Origin of the sequence: Sphingomonas sp. ERG5, assembly GCF_000803065.1 — a bacterium.
In the GTDB taxonomy this organism is placed as follows: Bacteria; Pseudomonadota; Alphaproteobacteria; order Sphingomonadales; family Sphingomonadaceae; genus Sphingomonas.
Map to the genome: position 1 here is coordinate 133,211 of NZ_JSXI01000024.1, position 24,393 is coordinate 157,603.

General features: G+C 62.3%; 23 protein-coding genes and 1 tRNA gene. 13 read left to right on the forward strand and 11 right to left on the reverse strand.

Annotated elements, in window-relative coordinates; genetic code table 11:
- Positions 1-110: 110 nt before the first annotated feature.
- The 7 genes from OO12_RS09245 to OO12_RS09275 all read left to right on the forward strand — a co-directional run bounded on the left by OO12_RS09245 (position 111) and on the right by OO12_RS09275 (position 8,710).
- Positions 111-1,157, forward strand: a complete 1,047-nt coding sequence (locus OO12_RS09245; protein ID WP_034158371.1) for a rod shape-determining protein — start codon at positions 111-113, stop codon at positions 1,155-1,157.
- 77 nt (positions 1,158-1,234) lie between these two features.
- The gene (gene mreC, locus OO12_RS09250; RefSeq protein WP_034158372.1) at positions 1,235-2,128 is read left to right on the forward strand and encodes a rod shape-determining protein MreC; all 894 of its coding nucleotides are present in this window, start codon (positions 1,235-1,237) and stop codon (positions 2,126-2,128) included.
- Complete coding sequence (gene mreD, locus OO12_RS09255; protein ID WP_034158373.1) at positions 2,125-2,637, forward strand: rod shape-determining protein MreD; 513 nt, start codon at positions 2,125-2,127, stop codon at positions 2,635-2,637. Before mreC ends, mreD begins: the two co-directional genes overlap by 4 nt.
- A 19-nt stretch (positions 2,638-2,656) precedes the next feature.
- Complete coding sequence (mrdA, locus tag OO12_RS09260; protein ID WP_034158374.1) at positions 2,657-4,732, forward strand: penicillin-binding protein 2; 2,076 nt, start codon at positions 2,657-2,659, stop codon at positions 4,730-4,732.
- Entirely contained in the window at positions 4,729-5,844 is a 1,116-nt protein-coding gene (rodA, locus tag OO12_RS09265; RefSeq protein ID WP_034158375.1) for a rod shape-determining protein RodA, read from the forward strand. The genes mrdA and rodA overlap by 4 nt, the downstream gene beginning before the upstream one ends.
- A 105-nt stretch (positions 5,845-5,949) precedes the next feature.
- Positions 5,950-6,025: transfer RNA gene (locus OO12_RS09270), tRNA-Lys, on the forward strand.
- Between the two features lie 420 nt (positions 6,026-6,445).
- Positions 6,446-8,710 (forward strand): TonB-dependent receptor, encoded by a 2,265-nt coding sequence (locus tag OO12_RS09275; RefSeq protein ID WP_160296770.1) that lies wholly within the window; start codon positions 6,446-6,448, stop codon positions 8,708-8,710.
- A 22-nt stretch (positions 8,711-8,732) separates the two neighbouring features.
- Here the strand turns inward: OO12_RS09275 and OO12_RS09280 are convergent, their stop codons facing one another.
- The 6 genes from OO12_RS09280 to OO12_RS09305 form a co-directional block, all read right to left on the reverse strand.
- On the reverse strand, positions 8,733-11,072 hold the full coding sequence (locus tag OO12_RS09280) for an alpha-L-rhamnosidase (protein WP_200887427.1): 2,340 nt from the start codon (positions 11,070-11,072) through the stop codon (positions 8,733-8,735).
- Positions 11,069-12,001 (reverse strand): alpha/beta hydrolase fold domain-containing protein, encoded by a 933-nt coding sequence (locus tag OO12_RS09285; RefSeq protein WP_052215698.1) that lies wholly within the window; start codon positions 11,999-12,001, stop codon positions 11,069-11,071. Before OO12_RS09285 ends, OO12_RS09280 begins: the two co-directional genes overlap by 4 nt.
- Positions 11,998-13,272: an MFS transporter gene (locus OO12_RS09290; RefSeq protein WP_034158377.1), complete on the reverse strand. Its 1,275-nt coding sequence runs from the start codon at positions 13,270-13,272 to the stop codon at positions 11,998-12,000. The genes OO12_RS09285 and OO12_RS09290 overlap by 4 nt, the downstream gene beginning before the upstream one ends.
- A gap of 283 nt (positions 13,273-13,555) precedes the next feature.
- Positions 13,556-13,933, reverse strand: coding sequence for a DUF885 family protein (locus OO12_RS09295; protein ID WP_034158378.1), 378 nt, complete (start codon positions 13,931-13,933; stop codon positions 13,556-13,558).
- Positions 13,926-15,317 carry a DUF885 family protein gene (locus tag OO12_RS09300; protein WP_082006436.1) on the reverse strand — a complete coding sequence of 464 codons (1,392 nt, stop codon included), beginning with the start codon at positions 15,315-15,317 and terminating at the stop codon, positions 13,926-13,928. The genes OO12_RS09295 and OO12_RS09300 overlap by 8 nt, the downstream gene beginning before the upstream one ends.
- A 202-nt stretch (positions 15,318-15,519) precedes the next feature.
- The gene (locus OO12_RS09305; protein ID WP_034158380.1) at positions 15,520-16,434 is read right to left on the reverse strand and encodes a LysR family transcriptional regulator; all 915 of its coding nucleotides are present in this window, start codon (positions 16,432-16,434) and stop codon (positions 15,520-15,522) included.
- 416 nt (positions 16,435-16,850) lie between these two features.
- On the opposite strand from OO12_RS09305, the gene OO12_RS27980 reads away from it, so the two are divergent.
- The 6 genes from OO12_RS27980 (at position 16,851) to OO12_RS09335 (ending at position 21,126) form a co-directional block, all read left to right on the forward strand.
- Positions 16,851-17,366, forward strand: coding sequence for a hypothetical protein (locus OO12_RS27980; RefSeq protein WP_152616336.1), 516 nt, complete (start codon positions 16,851-16,853; stop codon positions 17,364-17,366).
- Between the two features lie 8 nt (positions 17,367-17,374).
- Positions 17,375-18,262, forward strand: coding sequence for a hypothetical protein (locus tag OO12_RS09315; RefSeq protein ID WP_034158382.1), 888 nt, complete (start codon positions 17,375-17,377; stop codon positions 18,260-18,262).
- Between the two features lie 74 nt (positions 18,263-18,336).
- On the forward strand, positions 18,337-18,663 hold the full coding sequence (locus OO12_RS09320; protein WP_034158383.1) for a hypothetical protein: 327 nt from the start codon (positions 18,337-18,339) through the stop codon (positions 18,661-18,663).
- Between the two features lie 139 nt (positions 18,664-18,802).
- Positions 18,803-19,246, forward strand: coding sequence for a hypothetical protein (locus OO12_RS09325; RefSeq protein WP_034158384.1), 444 nt, complete (start codon positions 18,803-18,805; stop codon positions 19,244-19,246).
- Between the two features lie 53 nt (positions 19,247-19,299).
- Positions 19,300-19,509 (forward strand): hypothetical protein, encoded by a 210-nt coding sequence (locus tag OO12_RS09330; RefSeq protein WP_034158385.1) that lies wholly within the window; start codon positions 19,300-19,302, stop codon positions 19,507-19,509.
- Between the two features lie 690 nt (positions 19,510-20,199).
- The gene (locus tag OO12_RS09335; RefSeq protein WP_200887428.1) at positions 20,200-21,126 is read left to right on the forward strand and encodes an NAD(P)-dependent oxidoreductase; all 927 of its coding nucleotides are present in this window, start codon (positions 20,200-20,202) and stop codon (positions 21,124-21,126) included.
- A 63-nt stretch (positions 21,127-21,189) separates the two neighbouring features.
- Here the strand turns inward: OO12_RS09335 and msrB are convergent, their stop codons facing one another.
- The 5 genes from msrB to OO12_RS09360 all read right to left on the reverse strand — a co-directional run bounded on the left by msrB (position 21,190) and on the right by OO12_RS09360 (position 24,285).
- On the reverse strand, positions 21,190-21,639 hold the full coding sequence (gene msrB, locus OO12_RS09340) for a peptide-methionine (R)-S-oxide reductase MsrB (RefSeq protein WP_034158386.1): 450 nt from the start codon (positions 21,637-21,639) through the stop codon (positions 21,190-21,192).
- A gap of 39 nt (positions 21,640-21,678) precedes the next feature.
- Positions 21,679-22,533, reverse strand: coding sequence for an alpha/beta fold hydrolase (locus tag OO12_RS09345; protein WP_034158540.1), 855 nt, complete (start codon positions 22,531-22,533; stop codon positions 21,679-21,681).
- Positions 22,534-22,614: 81 nt separating this feature from the next.
- Entirely contained in the window at positions 22,615-23,085 is a 471-nt protein-coding gene (locus tag OO12_RS09350) for a nuclear transport factor 2 family protein (RefSeq protein WP_034158387.1), read from the reverse strand.
- 2 nt (positions 23,086-23,087) lie between these two features.
- Positions 23,088-23,714, reverse strand: a complete 627-nt coding sequence (locus tag OO12_RS09355) for a pyridoxamine 5'-phosphate oxidase family protein (RefSeq protein ID WP_034158388.1) — start codon at positions 23,712-23,714, stop codon at positions 23,088-23,090.
- A gap of 28 nt (positions 23,715-23,742) precedes the next feature.
- Entirely contained in the window at positions 23,743-24,285 is a 543-nt protein-coding gene (locus OO12_RS09360) for a carboxymuconolactone decarboxylase family protein (RefSeq protein WP_034158541.1), read from the reverse strand.
- Between the last annotated feature and the right edge of the window lie 108 nt (positions 24,286-24,393).

Sequence of the window (24,393 nt, forward strand, 5' to 3'; positions counted from 1 at the left end):
CAGAGCGTGGAATTTCCGCACTGGATCCTTCGGATATAATCGTTTCGCGAAGGATCGGTGCGAACTGCTGGTTCCCGTAACCCCGGGGGCGGCCTGAAACGGAATCATCAATGAGCTTCTTCTCGAAACTTTTCAGGTTTTCATCGCACGACATGGCGATCGATCTCGGGACCGCGAATACCGTTGTGTATCTGCGCGGCCGGGGCATCGTCCTCAACGAACCGTCAGTGGTCGCGGTCGAGACGCTGAACGGCGTCAAGCGCGTGAAGGCAGTGGGCGACGACGCCAAGCTGATGATGGGCAAGACCCCCGACAGCATCCAGGCAATCCGCCCCTTACGCGACGGCGTGATCGCCGACATCGATGTCGCCGAGCAGATGATCAAGCATTTCATTCACAAGGTGCATGGCGGGCAACGGCGCTTCTTCCGCTGGCCGCAGATCGTGATCTGCGTGCCGTCGGGCTCGACCTCGGTCGAACGCCGCGCGATCCGCGACGCCGCATCGAATGCCGGCGCATCGCAGGTCTGGCTGATCGAGGAGCCGATGGCCGCCGCGATCGGCGCCGACATGCCGGTGACCGAGCCGATCGGGTCGATGGTGGTCGATATTGGCGGCGGCACGACCGAAGTCGCGGTGCTCTCGCTGCGCGGCCTTGCCTACACCACCTCGGTCCGCGTTGGCGGCGACAAGATGGACGAGGCGATCGTCTCCTATGTCCGCCGCAACCATAACCTGCTGATCGGCGATTCGACGGCTGAGCGGATCAAGCAGGAAGTCGGCGTCGCCAAGCCGCCACCCGACGGCATCGGCCTGACCATCCACGTCAAGGGCCGCGACCTGGTCAATGGCGTGCCGAAGGAAATCCAGATCAATCAGGGCCAGATCGCCGAAGCCCTGTCCGAACCGGTCGGCCAGATCGTCGAAGGCGTGCGCATCGCGCTGGAGAACACCGCGCCGGAACTGGCCGCGGACATTGTCGACCAGGGCATCGTGCTCACCGGCGGCGGTGCGCTGCTCAAGGGTATCGACGAAGTGCTGCGCGACGAGACCGGCCTGCCGGTGACGATCGCGGACGATCCGCTGATCTGCGTTGCGCTCGGCACTGGCCGTGCACTTGAGGATCCGGTGTTCCGCGGTGTGCTGCATAGCGCCTGATCGGGTGCGACCGTACGGCGTGATGCTTTTTTATCCCCGTGTCCCTGAACCGGGCACGGGGCATTTAAGGGGGTAAAATGGCGCCGTCTCGCAACCGGCGCCCGGGTTTTTCGCGGCGGGCGCAATATGGTTTGTTCCTGGGTTATGTCATCGCGGTCGCCGGGGCGATCGTCGCGGCGATCCTGCTTGTCCTTGCGACATTGAACCCGCCTGCCTTTGCCGCCCTGCGCGCAACGGTGGCGGAAATCACCACGCCGGTTTCCTCGGGCATGGCCGGACTTGGCCGTGGTCTCGCGTCGATCCCGACATCGATCGGCAATCATTTCACGGTCATGCAGAAAAACGCCGCACTGCATAAGGAGCTGGAGGCCAATCGCGCGCTCCTGCTGCGCGCGCGCACCCTTTCCTATGACAATCGTCGCCTGAGGGCACTGCTCAACGTGCGCGAACGTACCGTGGATCCGGTGGTCGCGGCGCGCCTGGTCAGCTCGTCCGCCACCAGCACCCGGCGTTACGCCGTCCTGAACGCCGGTGCCTGGCAAGGCGTGCGCGTGGGGCAGCCAGTGCGCGGCCCCGAGGGGCTGATCGGGCGAATCCTGGAGACCGGGCCGAATACCGCGCGCGTCCTGCTGCTCACCGATCCGGAGAGCATCGTGCCGGTGCGGCGCACGCGTGACGGACTGCCGGCACTGGCCGCGGGGCGCGGTGACGGCATGCTCGATGTGCGCTCGGCCAGCCTGTCCGATATCGCGTTCGAACCCGGCGATGTCTTCGTCACATCGGGTACCGGCGGCATCTATTCCCCCAACATCCCGGTTGCGCGCATCGTGTACCGGTCGCACGACACCGCACTCGCGCGGAGCTTTGCGCAGCCCGATACGCTCGATTTCGCCTTGGTGCAGCAAGGCTTCATGCCGGTCCAGCCGCCTGCCCCCACCCCACAGGCCACCAGCGCAGCCGCGAAGCCATGAGAGCGCCGGCCCGTAACCCCTTCGACGCGGCGCCCGCACCGATCTGGCAGCGGATCATTCCCGCCGCATCGGTGATGATCGCTTCGCTGATCACGATCTGGCCCTATGTGGCCAGCTTCCCGCTGCTCCCGCCGCTCGGTCTGCTCGTGCTGCTTGGCTGGCGGCTGATGCGGCCCGACGCTTTCGCGATCTGGGGAGCCTTGCCGCTCGGTTTCTTCGACGACCTGGTATCGGGTCAGCCGCTGGGCAGCGCAATGCTGCTGTGGATGATCTGCTTCTTCGTCATCGACACGATCGATCAGCGCCTGGTGTTCCGCGATTTCTGGCAAAACTGGCTGATTGCGGCGGGCGCGACCGGCTTTTGCCTGATCGCGGGCCGGCTGCTCGCTTCTCCGCTCGGCGCACATGTCGACACGGTACTCTTGATGCAGGCGATCATCTCGATCATGCTGTTCCCACTGGTCGCACGGTTCTGCGCGTGGCTGGATGGTAAACGCGAAGGCGCATGAAAAGGCGCATATCCTGACCATGCGGAACGTTACGCAAGCGTCCCAGACCTATAGCTTCAGCCGCCGGGCAATGATGCTCGGGGTCGGGCAAGGCCTTGTCGCGGTGGCTCTCGCCGCGCGCATGACCTGGCTCGCGGTGGCCGAGAATGAACGCTATCGCATCCTGTCCGAAAGCAACCGCGTCAACATGACGCTGGTGCCGCCGCGGCGCGGCTGGATCGTCGATCGCCACGGCGCGCCACTGGCCAATAACCGCACCGATTTCCGCGTCGACATCATCCCCGACCGGCTCGAGGACAAGGATCGCGTCCTTGCCCTGCTGCGTACTATCCTCAATTTGCCGGAGGAGGAAATGGACCGCATCGCCACCGACCTGAAGGGCGCGGCGGGATTTCAGCCGGTACAGGTGGCGGAAAATCTCAACTGGGAACAATTCGCCGCGGTCAGCGTGCGCTTGCCCGAGCTGATCGGCGTGGCACCGACGCGCGGTTTCGCGCGCAGCTATCCCGCAGGACCGGCGGTCGCGCATCTGACCGGCTATGTCGGCGCAGCGTCGGCCGAGCAGTATCAGAAGACCAAGGACCCGCTGATGGTCACACCCGGTTTCAAACTGGGCAAGGATGGTCTTGAAAAAACGCTAGAAAAATCGCTGCGTGGTGAAGCCGGCGCCAAACGGGTTGAGGTCACGGCGCGCGGCAAGGTCGTGCGCGAGCTGGAAACCCGCGGCGACAAGCCGGGCCAGACCGCGCGGCTGACGATTGATGCCGGGTTACAGGAATATGCCGCGCGACGGCTTGGCACCAATAGCGGCTCGGCGGTGGTGATCGATTGCGACAGCGGCGACATCCTCGCCATGGTGTCGATGCCGGCCTATGATCCGAACAGCTTTTCCGACGGGATCAGCCATCTCGAATGGAAGATGCTGTCCGACGACGACCATGTTCCGCTGATGAACAAGACGCTGCAGGGCCTTTATCCGCCCGGATCCACGGTCAAGCCGATGAACGCGCTCGCGTTGCTGATGGCCGGTGTGGATCCGCATGCGCGAGTCAGTTGTTCGGGCGCGATGCGGGTCGGCAATGGCGTATTCCATTGCCACAAGCGCCGCGGGCATGGGCCGCTCGACATGAAGAACGCGGTCATGCAGAGCTGCGACATCTATTTCTACGAAATGATCCGCCGGGTCGGTTATGACGCGATCGCCCCGGTCGCGCGCATGTGCGGCCTGGGCGAGAAATATCATCTCCCGTTCGACACGCAGCGTTACGGCACCGTCCCTGACAGCGCCTGGAAGCTGAAGAAATACAAGGACGCCTGGACCGTCGCGGATTCGCTCAATGCGTCGATCGGCCAGGGTTATGTGCTTGCAAACCCGCTGCAGCTGGCGGTGATGGCGGCGCGGATCGGCTCGGGCCGGCATCTCCAGCCGCGCTTGCTTATGAACGGTCCCGCGCCGCTCGCCGCTCCGCTTCAGGCCTCGCCGGAGTATCTTGCGATCGTGCGCGATGCGATGTTCGGCGTGGTCAATCAGGGTGGTACCGCCGGCTCCGCGCGGCTGCAGGTTCCCGGCGTCGCACTCGCGGCCAAGACGGGTACCGCGCAGGTCCGCCGCATCACCATGGCCGAACGCGGCAGCGGCGTGCTCAACAACCGGCAATTACCGTTCAAACTGCGCGATCACGCGCTGTTCGTGTGTTTCGCCCCCGCCGACAAACCCAAATATGCCGCCGGGATCGTGCTGGAGCATAACGGCCATTTGATCCGCAATCTCGACACGCCGCTGATCGCACGCGATATCATGACCTATATGTTCGACCGCGAAGCCGCGCTGAAGTCGCTCGCAGAGGGTGAGCCGACCTGGGGCGGCGACATCGCGACGCGCGGCGCGGCACAGGCCGCGGCGTTCCGTGCCGCCGCCAATGCCCCAGCGCCAGGCGTCGGCGCGGCGACCGAGACCAGCGCGACTCAGCCGACGGCTGCGCCCGCGGTGGAGGCCGCAACCGCCGCGCAGAATGCGACCGCCGAAGCGCTGGGCGCGGCAACCGCGTCGGGCAACGGCATCGCCCAGGTCGGATCGACGGAGTCGCAGGAATGAACCCCGGTCTCAACTTCGTCCCCGCACCGCTCGCGCAACTGCCATGGCGGATCATCCTGCTGGTCGTGCTGATCGGCTGTTTCGGGCTGGTCGTGCTCTATTCGGCCGCCGGCGGGTCGCTCCGGCCCTGGGCGCTGAACCAAGGCATCCGCTTCTTCATCCTGCTTGCCGGTGCGATCGCACTGTCGCGGGTCAGGGAATCGGTATGGGGCAATATCGCGCTGCCGGTCTATGCCGGGCTTGTGGTCGCGCTGGTGCTGGTCGAATTGCTCGGTGCGGTGCGTGGTGGCAGCCAGCGCTGGCTCGACCTCGGTATCATTCGCCTGCAGCCCTCCGAGTTCATGAAGCCGTTCATCGTGCTGGCCTGCGCCAAATTCTACGACTTGCTGCCACCCAACGAAACGCGGCGTTTCGGCGCGATCTGGCCTGCCGCACTGCTGATCGGCATTCCCGGCGCGCTCGTCATGCTCCAACCCGATCTTGGCACTGCATTGATGATCTGTGCCGGCGGGGTGGTGGTGATGTTCCTGGCCGGCGTACCGCTGCGCCTGTTCCTTGGTGGTGCGCTGGCGCTGGGCGCGGCGATCCCGCTCGCCGTCAACTTCGTGCTGCACGATTATCAACGGCACCGTATCCTGGTGTTCCTCAATCCGGAGAGCGACCCGCTCGGCACCGGCTATCATATCAGCCAGTCCAAGATTGCGATCGGATCGGGCGGTATCTTCGGCAAGGGCTTCCTCAACGGGACGCAAAGCCATCTCGATTATTTGCCGGAGGGACATACCGATTTCGCGCTGGCGACGATGATGGAGGAATGGGGATTGATCGGCGGCGTGCTGCTGATCATCGCTTTCTTCGCCGTGATCTTCTGGGGCGTGAATGTCGCCTTGCAGGCGCAGACGCGCTTCGGCCGATTGACAGCGGCGGGCCTAGCCACGACGATTTTCCTCTACGTCGCGATCAATATGTCGATGGTGATGGGCATCGCACCGGTGGTCGGCATTCCCCTGCCCTTCATCAGTTTCGGCAGCTCGGCACAGCTCACTGTGTTGACCTGTCTCGGCATCCTGATGTCGATCGACCGGCAAAATCGCCAGAAAACGCGCTGGTAAGAAAAAAAGCCATTTTCGGGTTTGCATTTCGCAACGGCAATGGTAACGCGCGCCCTCCCCGGAAACGGCGGTGCCCTCCAACGCACCGATCCAGCCGCCCGGTATGGACGCATAGCTCAGTTGGTAGAGCAGCTGACTCTTAATCAGCGGGTCCTTGGTTCGAGCCCAAGTGCGTCCACCATCCTTTCAAAAACATACGCCATTGTTTGAAACCAGTCTGAGCAGACATGGCAGCGCGATCCACGCATCGTCGATCAGGACGGCTGATCGTCTGCAGTGAACCTGACATAGGCCGTGGCTCCGAACCCCTCTCTGCCTTGTGCGGCTGAGGCAACGCCGCCAAATCATTACCGACGATGGCGGCCAGGATTTCGCTATCCCGGTTCATGTCTGCAACGCGCCGTCGCCGCTTGTATCTGCCCCCTCCGCAGGCCGCCTGTCGGCGTTTTTTAATTGCGCCAATCCGGATTGATCATAAACTGGCTGTACGGCCAGCAAATTTATGATAGGTGACCGCGATGACCCGCCAAGCGGTCGTCGAGGTGCGTAACGGTGCGCCGATAAAGAGGGAGAGGCGTTTGCGATGCTGAAATTTTCGATCATGAGTTCGACACTTGCCATCGGCACGGCACTATTGGCGGTACCCGCCATCGCGCAGACAGCAAGCCCGGACGAAACCGAATCCGGCAGAGAACAGGTTGCCGATACCGGCCTGGGCGACATCATCGTCACCTCCCAGCGCCGGAAGGAGACGCTGATCAAGGTGCCGGCATCAGTCGAGGTATTGAGCGGCGACCGGCTCCAGGCCGCGCACATCAACAATCTCGCCAATGTCCAGGAGGTATCCCCCAGCCTGACCGTGTCCCAGACCTCGAACCCCAGTAACGCCATTTTCACCGTGCGCGGGATCGGGACGGCTGTCCGCGGTTCGGAGCAATCGGTCGGCGTCTATATCGACGGCGTGTTCCGTGGCCGGCCTGGTGCCGCATTGCAGGACTTGCTGGACATCGAGCGCGTCGAGGTGCTGCGCGGACCGCAAAGCACGCTGTTCGGCCGCAACAACTCGGCCGGCGCGATCAATATCTCGACCTCGCTTCCCAACGCAAATGCCTTCGGCGTGTACGCCGAGGGCACTTATGGCAATTTCGAGACGATCCAGGCACGTCTTTCGGTCAATGTCCCGCTGGTCACCGACAAGCTCGCGTTGAGCGTCGCGGTTGCGGAGAATTACAGCCACGGTTTCCTTGACGCCCCCAATCTGCCGCGAGGCCGAAGCAACGCTCGCGACCGGCAAAGCATCCGCGCCCAGCTCTACTGGACCCCGACCGACGAAACCCGCGTGCGGCTGATCGGCGACTATTCGCAGATGAATGACCGTTGCTGTTCCTATGTGCCGCTGTTCGTTTCCGACGCCGCCGTTGCAACACCTTTTTCATTCAACGTGCGCGGCGGATTTATCGGCTACACCCCTCCGACACCGGGCACGCGCGGCGTGTCGCCGAGCAACCCCGCGAGCAACGGAACATTCTATCGACCGTTCGATCGCCGGACGACGCAGGATTCGCCGTCGGGAGAGAAGGCGCAGGACAAGGGTGTGTCGCTTCAGATCGACCAGGATTTCGGCAACCTCACCCTGACGGCGATCGGCGCGCATCGGCGTTTCCAGGGCGATTCCAGCCTCGACATCGACGGGGTCGATTCGGCGATGATGAACGTCCGGTCGAGCCCGTCCAGCGCCATCAAGGAGACGTCAGCCGAAGTCCGTCTTCAGAATGCAGCGGGCAGCCCGGTCGAATTCGTCGTCGGCGGCTATTATTTCAATCAGAAGACCGTCGACACCAACCTGCTGCAGATCCGGATCAAGCCCGCGGCCGCGACGATCACCTTCTACAATTCGGTCGGCGCCGGAACGGCAAAGAGTGGCGCGCTGTTCGGTCAGGCGACCTATAATCTCACCGATACGCTGCGCGTCACCGGCGGGCTGCGCTATCTCAGCGAGACGAAGACCGGGCATGTCACGGTTGCACCCGGTTCCTTTTCATTCCCTGGCGACACGAAGCGGAAGGACGACGCGCTGATGGGATCGGCGACGATCGCCTATCAGCCGAGTCCCGCGGCCAATTTCTATCTTCGTTATGCGCGGGGCTATAAATCGGGTGCGATCAACCTTCTTCTGACGAGTGCGACCGAACCGCCGGTCGCCCCCGAAACGACCGATGCGTTCGAGGCGGGCGCGAAGTTCCGTCTGTTCGGCGATCGGCTGAGCACCAATATCGCGGTCTATACCCAGACCGTGAACGACCAGCAGGTTCAGGCGTTCAACAGCCAGACATCTTCGTTCCTCACCCTGAACGCCGCCAAGGTCCGCTCGCGCGGGGTCGAAGCGGAAATCCTCTATCGCCCGGTCAAGCCGCTCGCGTTCAGCGCCAGCGTGAATTATCTCGATGCGAAATATCTGAGTTTCCCGGGCGCCCCGCCACCTGCCGGCAGCGTTGTCCCCAGCCAGGACCTCACCGGCCGACCGCCGCCCAATGCACCGCGCTGGACGCTCGTCGGCGGCGTCAGCCTCGATCAGCCGCTCAATGACAAGGTTCGCTTGCTCGGCAACGTCAATCTGCGCCACGCGACGAGCTATTACACCGATCTGCCGCTGACCGAGGCCTTCCGGAACGGAAGCACGGATTTTCTGAGTGCCAGCGTCGAGCTTGCGCTGCGGAACGGCTTCGGGATCCAGGTCTGGGGGCGTAACCTGACCAAGGAAAATGCTTATCTGGGCGGCATTGGCACGCCAGGCGGCAGTGGCAGCCTCGCCGTATTCGTGAACGAGCCCCGGACTTATGGCGTGACGTTACGGTTCCGCCATTGACCGGGGCGCCCCGGCCGCGACCTCATGGTCGTGGCCGGGTTTCCCCGGCGACATGCGCCGCGGGAGCCTGAGCGTTCTCACAAGGAACGACACGCTCATGCGAGCCGGCGCCGAGCAGTTCGGCCTCATGCCCAGGAAGGGCAAGCTCAACCGACGCCCCTTCCGGCACGCTGACCTGGACTCGCAGGTCGCCGGCCTCGAGATCCCAGCGCACGCGAAGCAGCCCCTGCCGCGTCTCCCACGCCGTTTCCGCCCAGCTCACGCCCCCGCCCGGCCGCGGCGCGACGCGATAACGACCATCGACCGCCGATAGCGGCGCGATACCGCCGATCGTGCCGTGCATCCAGTTTGCGACGGCGCCGAGCGCATAATGGTTGAAGCTCGTCATTTCGCCGGGGTTGATCGAACCATCGGCAAGCATCGAGTCCCAGCGTTCCCATATCGTCGTCGCCCCCATCTTCACCGGGTAGAGCCATGACGGGCATTCGGTCTCGAGCAGCATCGCATAGGCATCATCGAGATGCCCCGTCCGGGCGAGCGCGTCACAGATATAGGGCGTACCGGCAAATCCGGTGCTGATCCGGTAGCCCGAGGCGCGCGCGAGTTCGGCGAGCCGTTCTCCGGCAATCGGGATGTCGGCGTCGTCGAGAATGCCGAAAACGATGGCCATCGCATAAACGGTCGTGCAGTCGCTCTCGATACGCCCATCCTCGACATAAGCAGCGTAAAAGGAGCGACGCAGAATCGCCGCCCTCTCCGCAAACGCGGCCTCATCGTCCCGGTCCAGAATGGCAGCCGCCTCGGCAACGAGCCGCAACGAACGATAGAGGCTGATCGTGGCAACGACACCCGCATCGGCCTTCGCCGCCAAGGGATTCTGTGGCGGAGCCTCCGGATCCAGCCAATCCCCGAACTGGAAGCGACCTTCCCAGACACCGCGATCCGAAAGCTGCGACCAGGCACGGTTCACATGCGCGACCTGCGCATCGAATGTCTCGGCGAGCACGCGCTTGTCGCCATACGCATCCCAGATGGCGCGTGGCACCCATGCCACGGCATCCGACCAGATCGCGGTCGTATCGATCATCTTGAACAAAGGCCTGGCGTCGAAATATTTGAGAATATCCGGCACGACCCAGGGCACGAGGCCATCGCGCTGCGCCTGCTCGAGTTCCAGGTCGCGGAGCCATTCGCGCAGAAAATCCTCGATGTCGAAGAGAAAAGCCGCGGTCGGCGCGAACACTGCCAGGTCGCCGGTCCAGCCCAGCCGCTCGTCGCGCTGCGGACAGTCGGTCGGCACCCCCACGAAATTGCCCCTGGTGCTCCAGACGACATTGCTGTGGAGCTGGTTGAGATCATCGTTCGAGCAGCGGAACCAGCCTGTGCGCTTTATGTCGGATCCGATGACGACGGCTTCCACGCCGCCATCGCGCGCCAGCGCTTCGATCCCGCCCGGCCAGCCGTCGATCTGGGCATAGCGAAGGCCGTGAAAGACCAAAGTCGGTTCGAACAGATCCTCGCCGCCGCTGAGCGTGTATATGTCGGTCGCCCTGGCCGAGCGGAGCGGTCTCACGCCAAGCTCCTCATGCTCGATAACCTCGGCGTGGCGGATCGTCAGCGTGTCGCCCGCAGCGCCTTTGACCTTGATGCTGAGCCAGCCGACAAAATTCTGGCCGAAGTCGACGAGAAGCCTGCCGGAAGGCGATGTCCACAGACGCCTGGGCGCGAGAGTTTCGATGCGCCGTATCGAGGGACCGAACTGACGGTCGAATTTACCCGCGTCAAACTCGACCATTTCGGCGGGCAGCCAACCCTCCGCCGCAAAACCCGGTTGCAGCCAGTCGGCGCTCCTCAATCGGGCGTCGATCGATTGCCCGTCATAGATGCTCGACCGGGTGATCGGGCTCGCACCGGCCCGCCAGTCTTCATCCGTCGCAACGACCTGCCTGTGCCCATCGGCAAAACGGAGATGAAGCTCGGCAAAACCGGCCGGTCGCTCGCCATAGGTCACATGCGGCGGAATGAAGAGCGGTGTCGCGTACCAGCCATCGCCGAGTTGAAGCGCGAGCGCATTCGCACCCTCCGACACGAACCCGGTCACGTCGCTTACCGTATAGCGCACCCGCCATTCATAGGATGTCCAGCCCGGCGCAAGAAGGTCGTCATTGACCGGCGCGCCGTTCACCCATGCCTCGACCACCCCCAAAGCCGAAAGCAGCAGCGTCGCCTGGGCTAACTCGCCGTGCCCCTCATCCAGCTCGAACTCGACTCTCAGGCGCGGCGCTGTCTCAATCGCGACCGGCGCGGCGAGCATGTTGCCGATACGGGGTGCCGGGGCGTCGATGTCGAATTGTCCGCTCATTGGAATCCTTCGAATATCTTGACGATGCGGGGAAGCGCAGCCCGCGCCTCCGGCAGGAAGGTGAAGACGGGCCAGCCGTGAACGAGGCCCGGCATGGTGATGAACGCCATTGTCAGTCCCTCGTCGCGGCTCCGCTGCTCGAGACGGGCGGTGTCGGGATACAGGATATCGCGCGTACCCGCGAAGACGGTGACCGGTGGAAGCCCCTCCATACTGGCGAATAGCGGGCTGACCCTCCCCTCCGCCGGATCGAGCTCGCCGGCCCATTGCCGGCCGGACCATCGGAGCGAGTCCACCGTCATCAACGGATCATCGATCGACAATGATCGCGGATCGGACAGGGTCGCATCGAGCCAGGGAGCGATCAGGAGCAGGTGCGCGGGCTGCGCGCCGCCGCGGCGGACTAGTTCCTGCGTCACGGCAAGAGCGAGTCCCCCGCCGGCCGAATCCCCGATGACCGAAACGGGCGCGCCCGGCGCCAAGGCCTGCGCGACGAGGTCGGCCGCCTCTGGAATAACCAGCGCTGCGGTCCCGCGCGGCGCGAGCGGGTAGAGCGGAACGAGCGCGCAGCAACCAAGCTCCCGCACAAGCGTCGCGATCCAGGTCCACTGGAAACTCGCCATCTGGGCAATATAGGCGCCGCCATGAAAATAGATGAGCGTCTGCGCGCGCGATGCGCCGCCTTGGGGCTCGAGACGCCAGACCGGCCATTCGCCGAAATGGCCAAGCGACGCCGTGACGCCGTCCAGACTGGCCGCCGGCGGTTCGGGAGCCGGGAGCGGCGTGCCTGCCGAGGCCGCCGTTGCCTCGGCAAGCTTGACGAGCTTGCCGGCGGATCTGTCCCTGATGCGCGCCACATACGCCAGCGCGACAATCAGCTTGTGCCGCCAACTCGTCCGGCCATTCCCCCTGTCAGGTCGCGGCGTCATGGATGAAACTGCGCCTCTTCGACCTCGAACTCGCTATGCTGGTCGCGCGAGCGAAAAACGACCCAGGCGGCGGCAACGCCGATGAACGTCGTCACCGCGAGGATGCCGTAGAGCGCCCGGACGCCGATCTCCTGAAGCAGAAGCGGCGTCACCGACGCCGCGGCCGCGGCAACCAGGCGCGCGATCGCGATGATCGTTCCCTGGGCGGTCGTGCGCACCAGCGTCGGGAAGGATTGCTGCGACCAGACACGGTACATCCCCTCAAAGGCGAAGGAGGCGCCGATCGCGTTCAGGAAGAAGGCGAAGACCAACGTTGTCGCGGAAAAGCCGAAGATGGCGATGACGAGCGGCATCAGCACGAAACACACCGCGCCGAACTGGAAATAGCGGAAGCGCACGGGCTTGTCGGCGATCCTCATGAACCAGAGGAAACCGATGAGCACCAGGGGGAGCGCAAGGAACGAGAACTTCGCCGCCGACGAGACGGTAAAACCCGCCTCCTTCACCATCATATAGCTCAAATACTGGCCGTTGGTGTTCCCGAGGATACTCGTGCCGACATAGAAGATCGACAAGCCAATGAAAGGGACGAGATAGGGCGCGCGAAACAGGATCGATACCTTGATCGTTTCGCCCTTCGGCGCGCCATTATCCGCTTTCCGCGCCGCGCGGGCATCAAGCCAGAGCCGCGATTCCGGGATGGTCAATCGTGCGAGCAGCACGATCACGGAAACAACAACGACATGGCCGAAGATGAAATAGATCGCGTTGCGGCCGAGATCGCCGAAAAGCGCCACGCAAATACCGTTTGCGGCAATGCCGATAAGCCAAAGCAGGTTCGAAAAACCAAGTAGTCGGCCGCGATTCTCCTCGTCCGCAGCCTCCGAAATCGTCGCGAGCGACACCGGAAGATCGGCACCAATCGCGAAACCCATGACGGCGACGCCGAGAATGATCGCGGTAAAATCCTGCGCCGTCATGAGCGCGAGCGCTCCAGCGATAATGAAGAACATCGTGATCACGAACACCGGCCGGCGGCCGAACCGGTCACCGAGGCGACCGCCGACAGCGGCGCCGATCGCCATCGTAAGCGTCAAGGCGCTCGCGGCGATGCCGACCTGGCCGGCCGAAAGGCCGAGATGCTTTTCGAAGATGACGAGACTGGCGCTAAAGGCGGTGATCGCGGCGGCATCGATATAGGATGCCATGCCCGCTACCGTTCCGGACCACCAGGGGTTGGCCGCGAGACCCGGCCGGACGGACGACGACATCGCCCCCCCATGTGCAGTTTCCAAAGTCATTTGCTCTCCCTCGCATGGCGCGTGCCTCCTCTCACCTTCTGCGGTGAGTAGTCTTGCAGGGACATTTGCTCACTTATCGATCAATAGCAATCAATATAGATCACAAACGAGTCATTGCATGCCACGCACGGATCGCCCAGCCTGGCGCGCAACATTGGATGGGCGATAGGGGCGATCGCGCCTTTGCCGCCGCTTCGGGCGGTACGCCTGCAACAGGCGCTCAAGTCGCACGCGATGCGGGCCCGCTTTGAACTCACGACCCGGGAAAGAGTCTTTGCAAACGTTTCTCGAGCACAGGGAACGGGACGATCCCGCCGGACAGCACGGTGTCGTGATACCGGCGAATGTCAAAGGCTTGCCCCGCGGCCACCTCGGTTTGGCGCCTCAGGCGCCGAAACTCTTCACCGCCCGCCCAATAACAGGCGGAAAGCCCGGGGAAATCCGACGCGTCGGCAAGCACCATGCGCCGCCGCATCTTTGGCCGCGTAATCGCGTCACCCGCGGCATATTGCTCGGCCTGATCGAGCGTCCAGCGTTTCACGTGCATACCGGTATCGCCCACCGTGCCCATCGCCATGCGCCGGTCCATCAGCCGATTGGCATATCGTCCCAGAAGATCATCGTCATACACGCCGGACTCGACAGCGATGCTCCGCGCATATTTCGCCCCAGCCTTCCGCAAAGCCCGATGAGATGAAACTGCGCCGATACGGCGAGAGCGATGCGTTGGCCTCGATCCGGTCGAGATGGTAATGATGGCCAGGGCTGAGTTCATGATAGATCAGCGGCGCCGCCCAGAACCATGAGGCGTCCGCCAGGTCGCCACCATTGAAGACATAGATTCCGCGTGGATCGTCCTTGGTCGGGCGTTGATAATAGCCGTTGGTCAGCAAGCTTTCCAGTTCGGGCGCCTGTGGTGCAACATCGAACGGTTTTGCTGGTGGGCTGGAAAAGAAGCGCGGCAGGCGGGGTTGCAGCTTGGTAAGCGCGCCACGAAACCGCTTGGCCACGTCATCGACACTGGCGGCTTTCCAGCGCGCACCGTGCAACACCTCTTCGTGAAACGCTTCGGCCGACCCGGCAAATCCAATCTCGCGGCGAAGCCCGGTCAGATCGCGGTCCGCTTCCGCGACGGTCTGCAGCGCTGCCTCATGAGTCTCCACGGGGTCGATCTCACGTGAAAGCCGTGCGCCAAGCAGGAAGCGATAATAATCGGGCCCATCGCGAAAGCGCCAGAGGCCGACATCATCGCCGGCCCTGGGCAGATAAGACTGGTCCAGAAAGCCCGAGAGGCGGTGCAGCGCCGGCACGATGGCCTCGGCCAGGATTTTTTGGGATCGCACGACAAAGACAGCGGCACTGGGCGGAGATACATGGGACAGACGTTTGCCGCATGGCAGGAACTGGGTTGCCGGATCGGCGAGAACGGCCTTCAGATAGCCCGATACAGCGACGATCTCTTCGCGTGGATACAGGATGTTCCGCTCGATTTGTCCACGGAGTTTCGCCGTAATCTGATCGATGTAGCGGGGAGATGCGTCGAGCAGCCGAAGATAGCTGTCGAGATCTTGCGACGACGCCAGGCTCGCGGCGCCGAGGCGCCGCGTCAACGCCGACAAGACCGAGCTGTAAGGGCCGAGCGGAAAGTCGAGCCAGTAATGACGATGCCAGCCGAGGCTCTGCTCCAGATCCCAAAGCAGGACTTCTCGCGTTTCGTGCCCGTCCTCGGTCAGCGGCGCGGTTTTGAGGCGAGTGAGTTGTGCGATCCATTGATGGGTTCGCTCCGCGGATGCCTGCGAATAGTCGAACGACAAATCATGCAATGCGCTGCCGTCACCATAGGGTTCCCAATAGGACCCGATCGGCCGAGGATGACGCGCCGTCTCTGCTATGATCGCATCGAGCGCCCTGTCTGCTGAACCGCTTGATGCCGCCAACGCCACTCCGCCGCGCGCGACGAGTGTCGTCGCAGCGACAGCGCCCAGAACAAATTGACGTCGACTTGCTCCGGGCATGATGTCTCCATTTTCCTTGGCGCGAAACGAACCTGCGCGGCGCGTGCGCAGGTCGCCGCATCGGGCTCGATTGATCCGCCCGGATAGGACCGGCCAGACGGGATGGCGCCCCGCCTGCTTGTTGCGGCGAGAGTATAGAGGGTTCAGGCCCTTGCCAGACAGAATATCGCTACTCTGAACTGCGTTTTCGCAGGCCTTGCGACTATCCGAGCCACCAAAGACGGTCCTGTACGAAACGCGCCTTCAGGAAATCGCCAACCGCACGCACCCGGGCACTGCGGTTTGTTTCCTCATGCGTGACCATCCATAATTCTGTTTCGAACGGGAGGTCGATTTCCAGCCGCACCAGATCGAAAACGGTCTTCCGATAGAATGAGGGCCCTAGGGCAATGCCGAAGCCGGCATGAGTCGCCGCCACGGCGAAATTCGCGGAGTTGGTTCTGAATGCCGGGCCGTCATTGGCGTCGACGATGCACTTCCACCAATTGAGCAGCGGATCGGTGTGATGGATCGCCTGATAGATCAGCTTGTGGTCCGTGAGTTCGTCGATCGTGCCGGGTGCGCCATGCAATCGCAGATAGTCGCGCGACGCGAACAAGGAGAACCCCAGCGCTCCGAGGCGAAAGGCAACGAGGCGCGGATCTTCGGGTTTTACGATGGTGATGGAAATATCGGTTTCCTCCGTCAAAAGGTCACCTGCTTGGGGTCCTGTAACGACATCGAGCGAAATATCGGGATATTGCCGGTGAAAATCGCCCAGGATCGGCGTCACCCAATAGGTGCCGATCCCTTCCGAGACATACAGCCGCACCACGCCGGCCAATTGTCCGTCCATTCCGGCGATATTGTTTGTGACGGCGGATACGACCGCCTCCATCTCGCTCGCCTTGGCGACGAGTGCCTTTCCCGCCGAGGTCAATGTCATGCCATGGGCGCGGCGGACGAACAGCTTCGCGTTGAGCTCGCGCTCGAGCTCCTGCACACGCCGTGAAACGGTCGTCGCATGGGCGCCCATCTTCTCGGCGGCATGATGAAAGCTGCCGGTCCGGGCAACGGCCAGGACAAATTGAAGGCCATTCCAGTCGCGTAAATGACGCGACGTGTGCGCTTTGGTCATTGCCTCATCTTCTCCCGTGGCGACGGTCGTCGATGAGCCTTGATCTGCACAGGCGCAACTGTCGTGAATGTTGGCAAGGCGGTAGCTCAAACGCCGCTCACGGGGCGCACTCTCCTGGCGGCAGGGAGCCGCATCGCACCCTTCACACTAACCGCAGCCTGAAGGCCGCCTTCTGGGCTGGCCCATCATGGGTCCCACCGCGGGAAAGCTGCCCGTCGGCAGGCGACCCACTTGCGGACGTTCGGGTCGCGCAGTCGCTTCTCGATAGCGGACATCCGTATGAACCAAAAAATGATTGCAAATTTCTGAGCGATCAAGGAGCACCGAAAGCGTCGGATTGCCGACTTGAGACCGGGGGGCATATGCGACGCCGACTTAATCGGCATAGCGTTTTTAGCTATGGAATATCTGCAGCGTTGCTGCTGTCGGCGACGGGTGCGTTAGCACAGACCCCACCTCCTGATGCAAATTTGGTGGCGGCTCCTTCGGTGCCCGATGGTCGCGATCCAAAAGTCGTAGCAGACGGTTGGAAGTTCTTCTACTTCTGGCGCGCGAATACATCATTTGCGCAAGCTTATGCCGATTTGACCGAATGCTATCGCTTCCTGCCTGTATCCAATGCCGAGGTGGGATTACCGGCCTTTGTGCCCTGGACAAGTGTAACTGGTGTTAGAATCCATGAACCAAATTACCTCGCCGGTAGCCTCGTCAGCGATATAATAGGCGCAATGGTCGCCGGCCCCCTGGACCGGCGCATGAAGCAGTCACGCATGCGGCGCTGCATGGAACCGAGGGGCTATCAGCGCTTCCCCGCGCCCGAAAAGGTCTGGGTCACCATCATAGACAATTACTCGCACGGATCGATCGCGGTGCAAGCGAAGCTCGCCAGCCGTGAAAAACCCGATGCCGAACCGGTGCCGGTGACACGATGAAATACCGAATGTTCTTTCTTGCTGTGTTGTCCGCATCGCCCGTGATCGCCAAGGGTCCGCCGCGTGACATGGTCGAGATGAAAGCGGGCACGCCCGTCAGTATTCAGAAGGACAGGAGCTACTTGCTGTTCCGGGTACCCAAGCATCATGGCGTGCCTAATTTCGAGCCTGTCTTTTTGCGCATTCCGAACGCTGAAGAAATGAAATTGTACGAAGCGGACCGCGAGGCGTCGTTTGCGCTGGCGGCTCCGAAATTGATCGCAGAACGCGACAAGCAACTTTCCAAACAGGCCGCCGTGCGCGCTGCGGGCGGTACCTATTCCGGCATCGTTCCGCCTGCGCCAACCACACAGAATTTCAACTATACTTGGACCCGCATCGGCAATCTTCAGAACATCGACGCTGCGGCGGCCTTCGCAAAAAGCGCGGAGGAAGCCACCTATCTCGTGGAGGTGAAACCCGGGGATTACGTCTTATTCGGAGCGTCATGGCCTTCGGGCTTGGCCAGTGTGCACGTGTGTTTTTGTCTGGGGACTGTGGGATTTGCCGCCGAGCCCGGCAAGGTCGTCGATCTCGGCTATTTCATGGCTGACAGGGCGAAGGAAAAGTCCGTCATCCCCGAGCTGGCCTCGGAAACCGGCTATGGTCCTAGCAGCGATCCAGGTGGGACTTACTTGCTAGCAGGAACTGTACGAGCGGTAGGACCCGAGAGTTCACGAGCGACGGGTGTCCCGCGGGATGCTGTTGAGCCGGCGCGCTACAGGGCCGTTGGGAAATACCTATACCCCGGCGCCGTCGGCATCAACCGGTTGGTGCCTGTTCCTGGCATCCTCGATTATGACGGCGGCGCTGTGATCGATGTGCAGAGTGGTAAGCAAGTGCCAGATAATTTTTGAAAGGCGACGGCTCGGCATATGGAGCGAGACGGCGCGTGAAAAACCGGCGCAGGATTAAGGTTGATCGAACTCACATGGAAAGCGCCAAGCGCCTATTGGCTACCTTGACGGCGGTATTTCCTGATCTTCCGGGCTTCCCCGATGTGGATCTGGTTGTTGATCTCGAAAGCGGGGAAGCCAATCACCACACTGTTTTGCGGGATTTCAGATCCGCCTTTAAGGAGGAAACTGCTCACCCTTCCCAAATGGGGGTATTAGCTGAGCTAATTCGAATTTCACTGAGCGAGCCGGATACCATCGAAAATGCGTGGATGACCGTCTTCCTGGAGCGCTGGCCTCGATCTGGACCTCTCTGGTCAAGCCTGTCACCGGAGACAAAGAGGCATATCAAGAGCAGCTAAGGGCGACGTCCGCTTTTCATCCCTCTTAGGAATCCCAATAAAGCAAGGCGGCCGCCAGACCACGCTTACATTCGCGATGGAAAGCGGGCGTCGAGCGATATAGGATTATTTGAGGGCCTGACGACGATGGGGAAGAACCGTGGGCGGGCGTGAGATAAAGGCCTTTGCGCTGGCCCCGCTACCTGTTTTGGTTCCGCTGCTCGTTGCGATCGGAATTAACGCAGTTGTCGGGGGTACCGGAGACGCGGGGGGCGCAGACATTTTACTTGCGATGTTGGCATTCGTTCTGTTCGGCTATGGTACCACTTTTTTGATCGGGATTCCCATCCACCTGGTGTTGCGACGTTTCCGAAAAACTGGCTTGATCTATTACCTGAGCCTCACTGTCCTGCCCTTCGTTCTTCTCGCTGGTGCGATTGCTGTTTGGCTCCAGCTTGCCCCGGCTCCGGCTCCACCCGTCAACCCGTTCAGCCTATACGCGCAGGGCGGTGGCGCCATAAAATGGACGTTGGCGTTTGGAGCTATTGCGTCGCTGTCGGCTACGACCTTTTGGTACGCGGGAGTAAGGCAGCCAAAATCCTGAACATCGGCTTTTAGGCGAATTCGACATTCGCCAAGAGCCGCCGCCAACGCCCAATGATCATCGTGGTTCTTGGTGGCTTGATCGGCGTCGCCGCGAGCGCACCGGATGTTGTGCAAGCCGGCATGCCCATCGACGTCCAGTCTCCCTCTTGTGAAGCGAGATTCAGCGCGATCAAGCTTTTTGCACAGCGCTTTGACATCCTTCGTCAGGCGGGTTCTATCAATCGTAAATCCCCCAATCCCGGCGGTATGATCAGCGCATAATGCCATGACCAGTCAGGGCGCAAACCGCGTTCCCCGTCGCCACACGCTCACTCGATTCACACAGCTCGCTGGCGTCGCCATTCATGGTCTCCGTCGCGCATGATGTGCGCCACGGGCAATGGCTCATGCGACAAACCATTTGAATCAAATGACGACCGTTTCAATCAACGAACACTGGATCCGATCAAACCATGCCCCACCCCACGACATTTCCCGATATTCCCGTAAGCGCGCTGGAAAAGTCCCGTCCCGCGCCATCAAATTCCCGCAGGAATTCCCGCAGATTCCCGCAGAACGCCGGAAAAAGCGTTTTCCCGCAAAACTTCCCGCAGTGACGGGAATCCGGGATCGAAATGGCGGCGCATCCCGGCCCCCTTTCCTGGATGGAAGCTCGAGCTGGCCTGACATTTAGCGCAGGTAAGCTAAGCCAGCGATTCAACCCCGGCCCAGCTCATGACAATGTTGCGCATAACGAGTCGCCATCAGGCACCCGACCGCTCTTTGACATGACGAATATCACAACAGCCTCGCTCACCATGGCGGAGAGCGGATATTCTCCCTGCCCTCTCCCTCCCGACGCCTGCCGACCCTGTTCCGAGAGGTAACAAGCGGTTATTGCACCGGTCACCGCGATAGCCGATCATCGAGCATCGCAGCCTCTGCTCGAACTCAACGGAACGACGACGTCAAGTGAACGCCTCCCCAGCCAGCGCCGACCATGTCGCGGAAACCGCCGAACCGATCGGCTTTATCGGCATCGGTGTCATGGGCACGCCAATGGCGCTGAACCTGCTCAAGGCGGGAATACCGATCATCGTCTGGAACCGCTCGTCCGAAAAATGCGAGCCGCTTCGCAAGGCCGGCGCCGAAGTCGCCGCAACGCCCGACGCGCTGTTCGCCCGGGCCAGCACAGTGTTGATGATGCTGATCGACGAGGCGGCCACCAATGCCGTGCTGGATCGCGGCACGCCGGAATTCGCTGCCAAAGTCGCAGGCCGCCTGCTGGTCAATATGGGATCGGTGCCGCCCGCATGGTCGCGCGCTCTCGCACAGGATGTCCGGACCGCGGGTGGCCGCTTTGTCGAGGCGCCGGTCTCCGGCTCACGCAAGCCGGCCGAGGCGGGACAGCTTGTCGGTCTGGTCGCGGGTGAGCGCGAGGACATGACCCGCGTCACCGATCTGCTGAAACCACTCTGTCGCGAGACGATCCAGTGCGGCGCGATCGGCAAGGCGCTGTTGATGAAGCTTGCCCTCAACCAGTTCCTGCTCGCGATGACGGTCGGGCTCGCCGAGGCGGTTCATTTTGCCGAACGCAACGACCTTGACCTTGCCGCCTTCAAGACTGCCGTCGATGCGGGACCAATGGCCAGCAACGTCTCGCGCCTCCGTTCGGCCAAGCTCATCGAACGCGACTTCGAACGGCAGACGTCGGTGGACGATGCCTGGAACAGCGCGCGCCTCGTCACCAATGCCGCACGCGATACCGCGACCGCGTCACCGCTGGCCGATGCCTGCCGAACGCTGCTGGGAGAGGCATCGGAACTCGGCCACGGGCAATTGGATATGGCAGCCGTGCTTTGCGCACTTGAAGCCCGATCCGGATCGGGCAAAAATTAACAAGGCGGGGACGGGCAACCGGACGCTCAAAGTCGAGCGCCCGATCGCCGATCAATTACCGCATCACGCCACTTCTTCGACCTGGTCGAGATAGGCGCCATATCCTTGCGCGACCATGTCATCGCGGTGCACGAAGCGCAGCGACGCGGAATTGATGCAGTAGCGCAGGCCACCACGATCCCGCGGCCCGTCGGGGAAGACATGGCCAAGATGGCTGTCGCCATGCGCCGAGCGAACCTCGGTGCGGACCATGCCATGCGTATCGTCGCTCAGTTCGCTCACATTGGCCGGCTCGATCGGCTTGGTGAAGCTGGGCCAGCCGCAGCCGGATTCATATTTGTCGGACGAGGCGAACAGCGGCTCGCCCGACACGATATCGACATAGATGCCGGGTTCCTTGTTATCGAGCAGCGGGCCGGTACCGGGACGCTCGGTGCCGCTTTGCTGCGTCACGCGATATTGCTCCGGGGTCAGTGCCGCAACGGCTTCGGCGGTCTTGCGATAATCTGCCATGATGGGTCTCCAATCCCGCGCTAGATGGGAAGCCGCGCGCTATTTGTCGAGGAAACCGGCGATGGCCGCCGCGATCTCGCCCGCATGGGTTTCGAGTGCGAAATGGCCGGTGTCGAGGAAGCGGATCTCGGCATCGGGCAAGTCGCGACGATAGGCCTCAGCGCCTGGTGGGAGAAAAAACGGATCGTTCTTCCCCCAGATTGCCAGCAGCCTTGGCTGATGCTCGCGGAAATAAGCCTGGAAGGCAGGATAGAGCGCGACGTTGCTGGCATAGTCGAGCATCAGGTCGAGCTGGACCTCATCGGCCTCGGGCCGTTCCAGATAATGCACATCGAGCGCGATGCCGTCGGGCGATACCGCCGCGACATCGGCGACCCCGTGCTCATATTGCCAGCGGATTGAATGCTCCGTCAGCATTTTGCGCAGTGCCTGGCGGTTGGCGTCGGTCGGTTCGCGCCAGTAGCGCTCGATCGGATTCCAGCCATCGCTGAGCCCTTCCACATAGGCATTGCCATTCTGCGAAATAATGGCGCTCACCCGCTCCGGATGCGCCATCGCGATACGCAGGCCGGTCGGCGCGCCATAATCGAAGATGTAGATTGCGAACCGGTCGAGCCCGATCACTTCGGTGAAACGGCCAATCACGTCGGCAAGCTTGTCGAAGCTATAGGTGAAGACATCGCGCGACGGCATGGCGGAGCGGCCAAAACCCGGCAGGTCAGGCGCCACGAGGTGGAAGCGATCGGCGAGCAGCGGGATCAGCTCGCGGAACATATGACCCGACGTCGGAAAGCCATGCAGCAACAACAATGTGGGGTTCGCCGGGTCACCGGCTTCGCGGTAGAAAATCTCCAAGCCATCGACATCGGCGGTGCGGTAGGTGGTATTGGTCATGACATGATTCCTCATTCCCGAAAACGGCAGGCGCCGCCGGGCGATTGTTGGTGGTTGGGTCGGTCGAAATACTGGAAGTAGCTAGAAGCCCAGGTCGCTGAGCCCCGGATGATCGTCGGGTCGCCGGCCTGGCGGCCAGTGATAACAGCGATCGCACTCACGGATCGGGGCATCATTGATGCTGGCGATGCGCAGGCGCATCAGGCCGTCCGCCTCGAACGCCCAATTTTCATTGCCATAGGAACGGAACCACTGCCCGCTATCGTCGCGCCATTCATAAGCGAAGCGGACCGCGATCCGGTCTTCCCGAAACGCCCATAATTCCTTGATCAGCCGATAATCGAGTTCGCGTTCCCATTTGCGCATGAGGAACGCGGTGATGGCGCCGCGACCCTCGAGAAACTCGGCGCGGTTCCGCCACCGGCTGTCCGGCGTGTAAGCGAGCGCCACGCGCGCCGGATCGCGGCTGTTCCAGCCATCCTCGGCAAGCCGGACCTTTTCGGTCGCGGACTCCAGTGTGAAGGGCGGCACGGGCGGGCGGTGGGCATTCATCATCAATCTCCCTGGGCAGCGAGGCGGGCACGCAATTCTGCCGTCTCGGCTTCGAGTTGGGCAAGCCGTTCCCGCAGCGGCCTGACCGCCTCGGCAATTTCCTGCTCGGTGAAACGCGGGGTGATGTGCTGCGGGCAATTCCAGTCGAACGCCTCGAGCCGCAGCAGCAAGATGCGTTCGAGCTTGGCCTTGTACTCCGGAACCGTGACCAACTCGGTCAGGCCTGGATCGGCATCAAGCGCGACCACCTCGACATGCGCATAGATTTTCAGCCGCGCGCGCCGGGTATAGTCCATCAGGATCAGCGCCGCCCGGTCACCGGCGGCAAGATTGCCGACGCTGATATATTGCCGGTTGCCGCGATAATCCGGAATGGCGAGCGTACGGTCGTCGACCAGCTTCACGAACCCGCGCGGACCACCGCGATGCTGGACATAGGGCCAGCCGGTCTCCGACACCGTCGCCATGTAGAAACTGTCGCGGTCGGCAATGAACGCCGCCTCATTGTCGGTGAAGCGGTCGAAAGCGCGATGGCCCTTGAAGTCGGTCCAAAGTCCGTCGCTGCCCATCGCCGCCTGCGCCGCACGGACGCTGGGCGTGATGGCGATGTCGAGAAAACCATAGGTCATGCTCGGTCTCCGATGAAAGGAACGCCGGTCAGGCCGCAGCGCTGCGCACGACAGGAAAGTCGATATCGGTCGCGGCGACTTCGTTGAGGAAATTGGTGAAGACATTTTCGGCAACCAGCGCGACGATCTCCACGATCTCGGCATCGGTGAAGCCGGCAAGACGTACCGCAGCGATGTCTGCATCGCTGACATGCCCCCGCTCCCGCGCCACGCTGGCGGCAAAGCGTACCGCGACATCGGCGCGAGCGTCCGACGAGGCGCCGCTGCGGTTGAGCGCAATCTCCTCCGGGCCGATCTTCGCAAGGTTGAGCGCGAGATAGCTATGTGCCGAAAGGCAATAATCGCAGCCATTGACCTGTGCGACCGCCAGCGCGATCCGCTCGCGCGTCTTGACGTCCAGAACCCTCTTGAGCGCGCCGGAGAGGCCCATATAGCCGGCAAGCGCCGCCGGGCTGTTGGCCATCAGCCGAAACAGGTTCGGCACGACGCCGAGCTGTTGATGGACAACATCAAGCGTCGCCCGGGAAGCTTCGGGAACATCGTCGCGGGTCGGGATGGCGATACGAGACATGGCAACCTCTTTGCGGCGCGGACCGGACCGGCCCGCTGCGAAGGAGATGACCCTTTTCATCCTTCCGTATAATCCGATAAGACTGGAACTCACCTTACCGAAAAATGG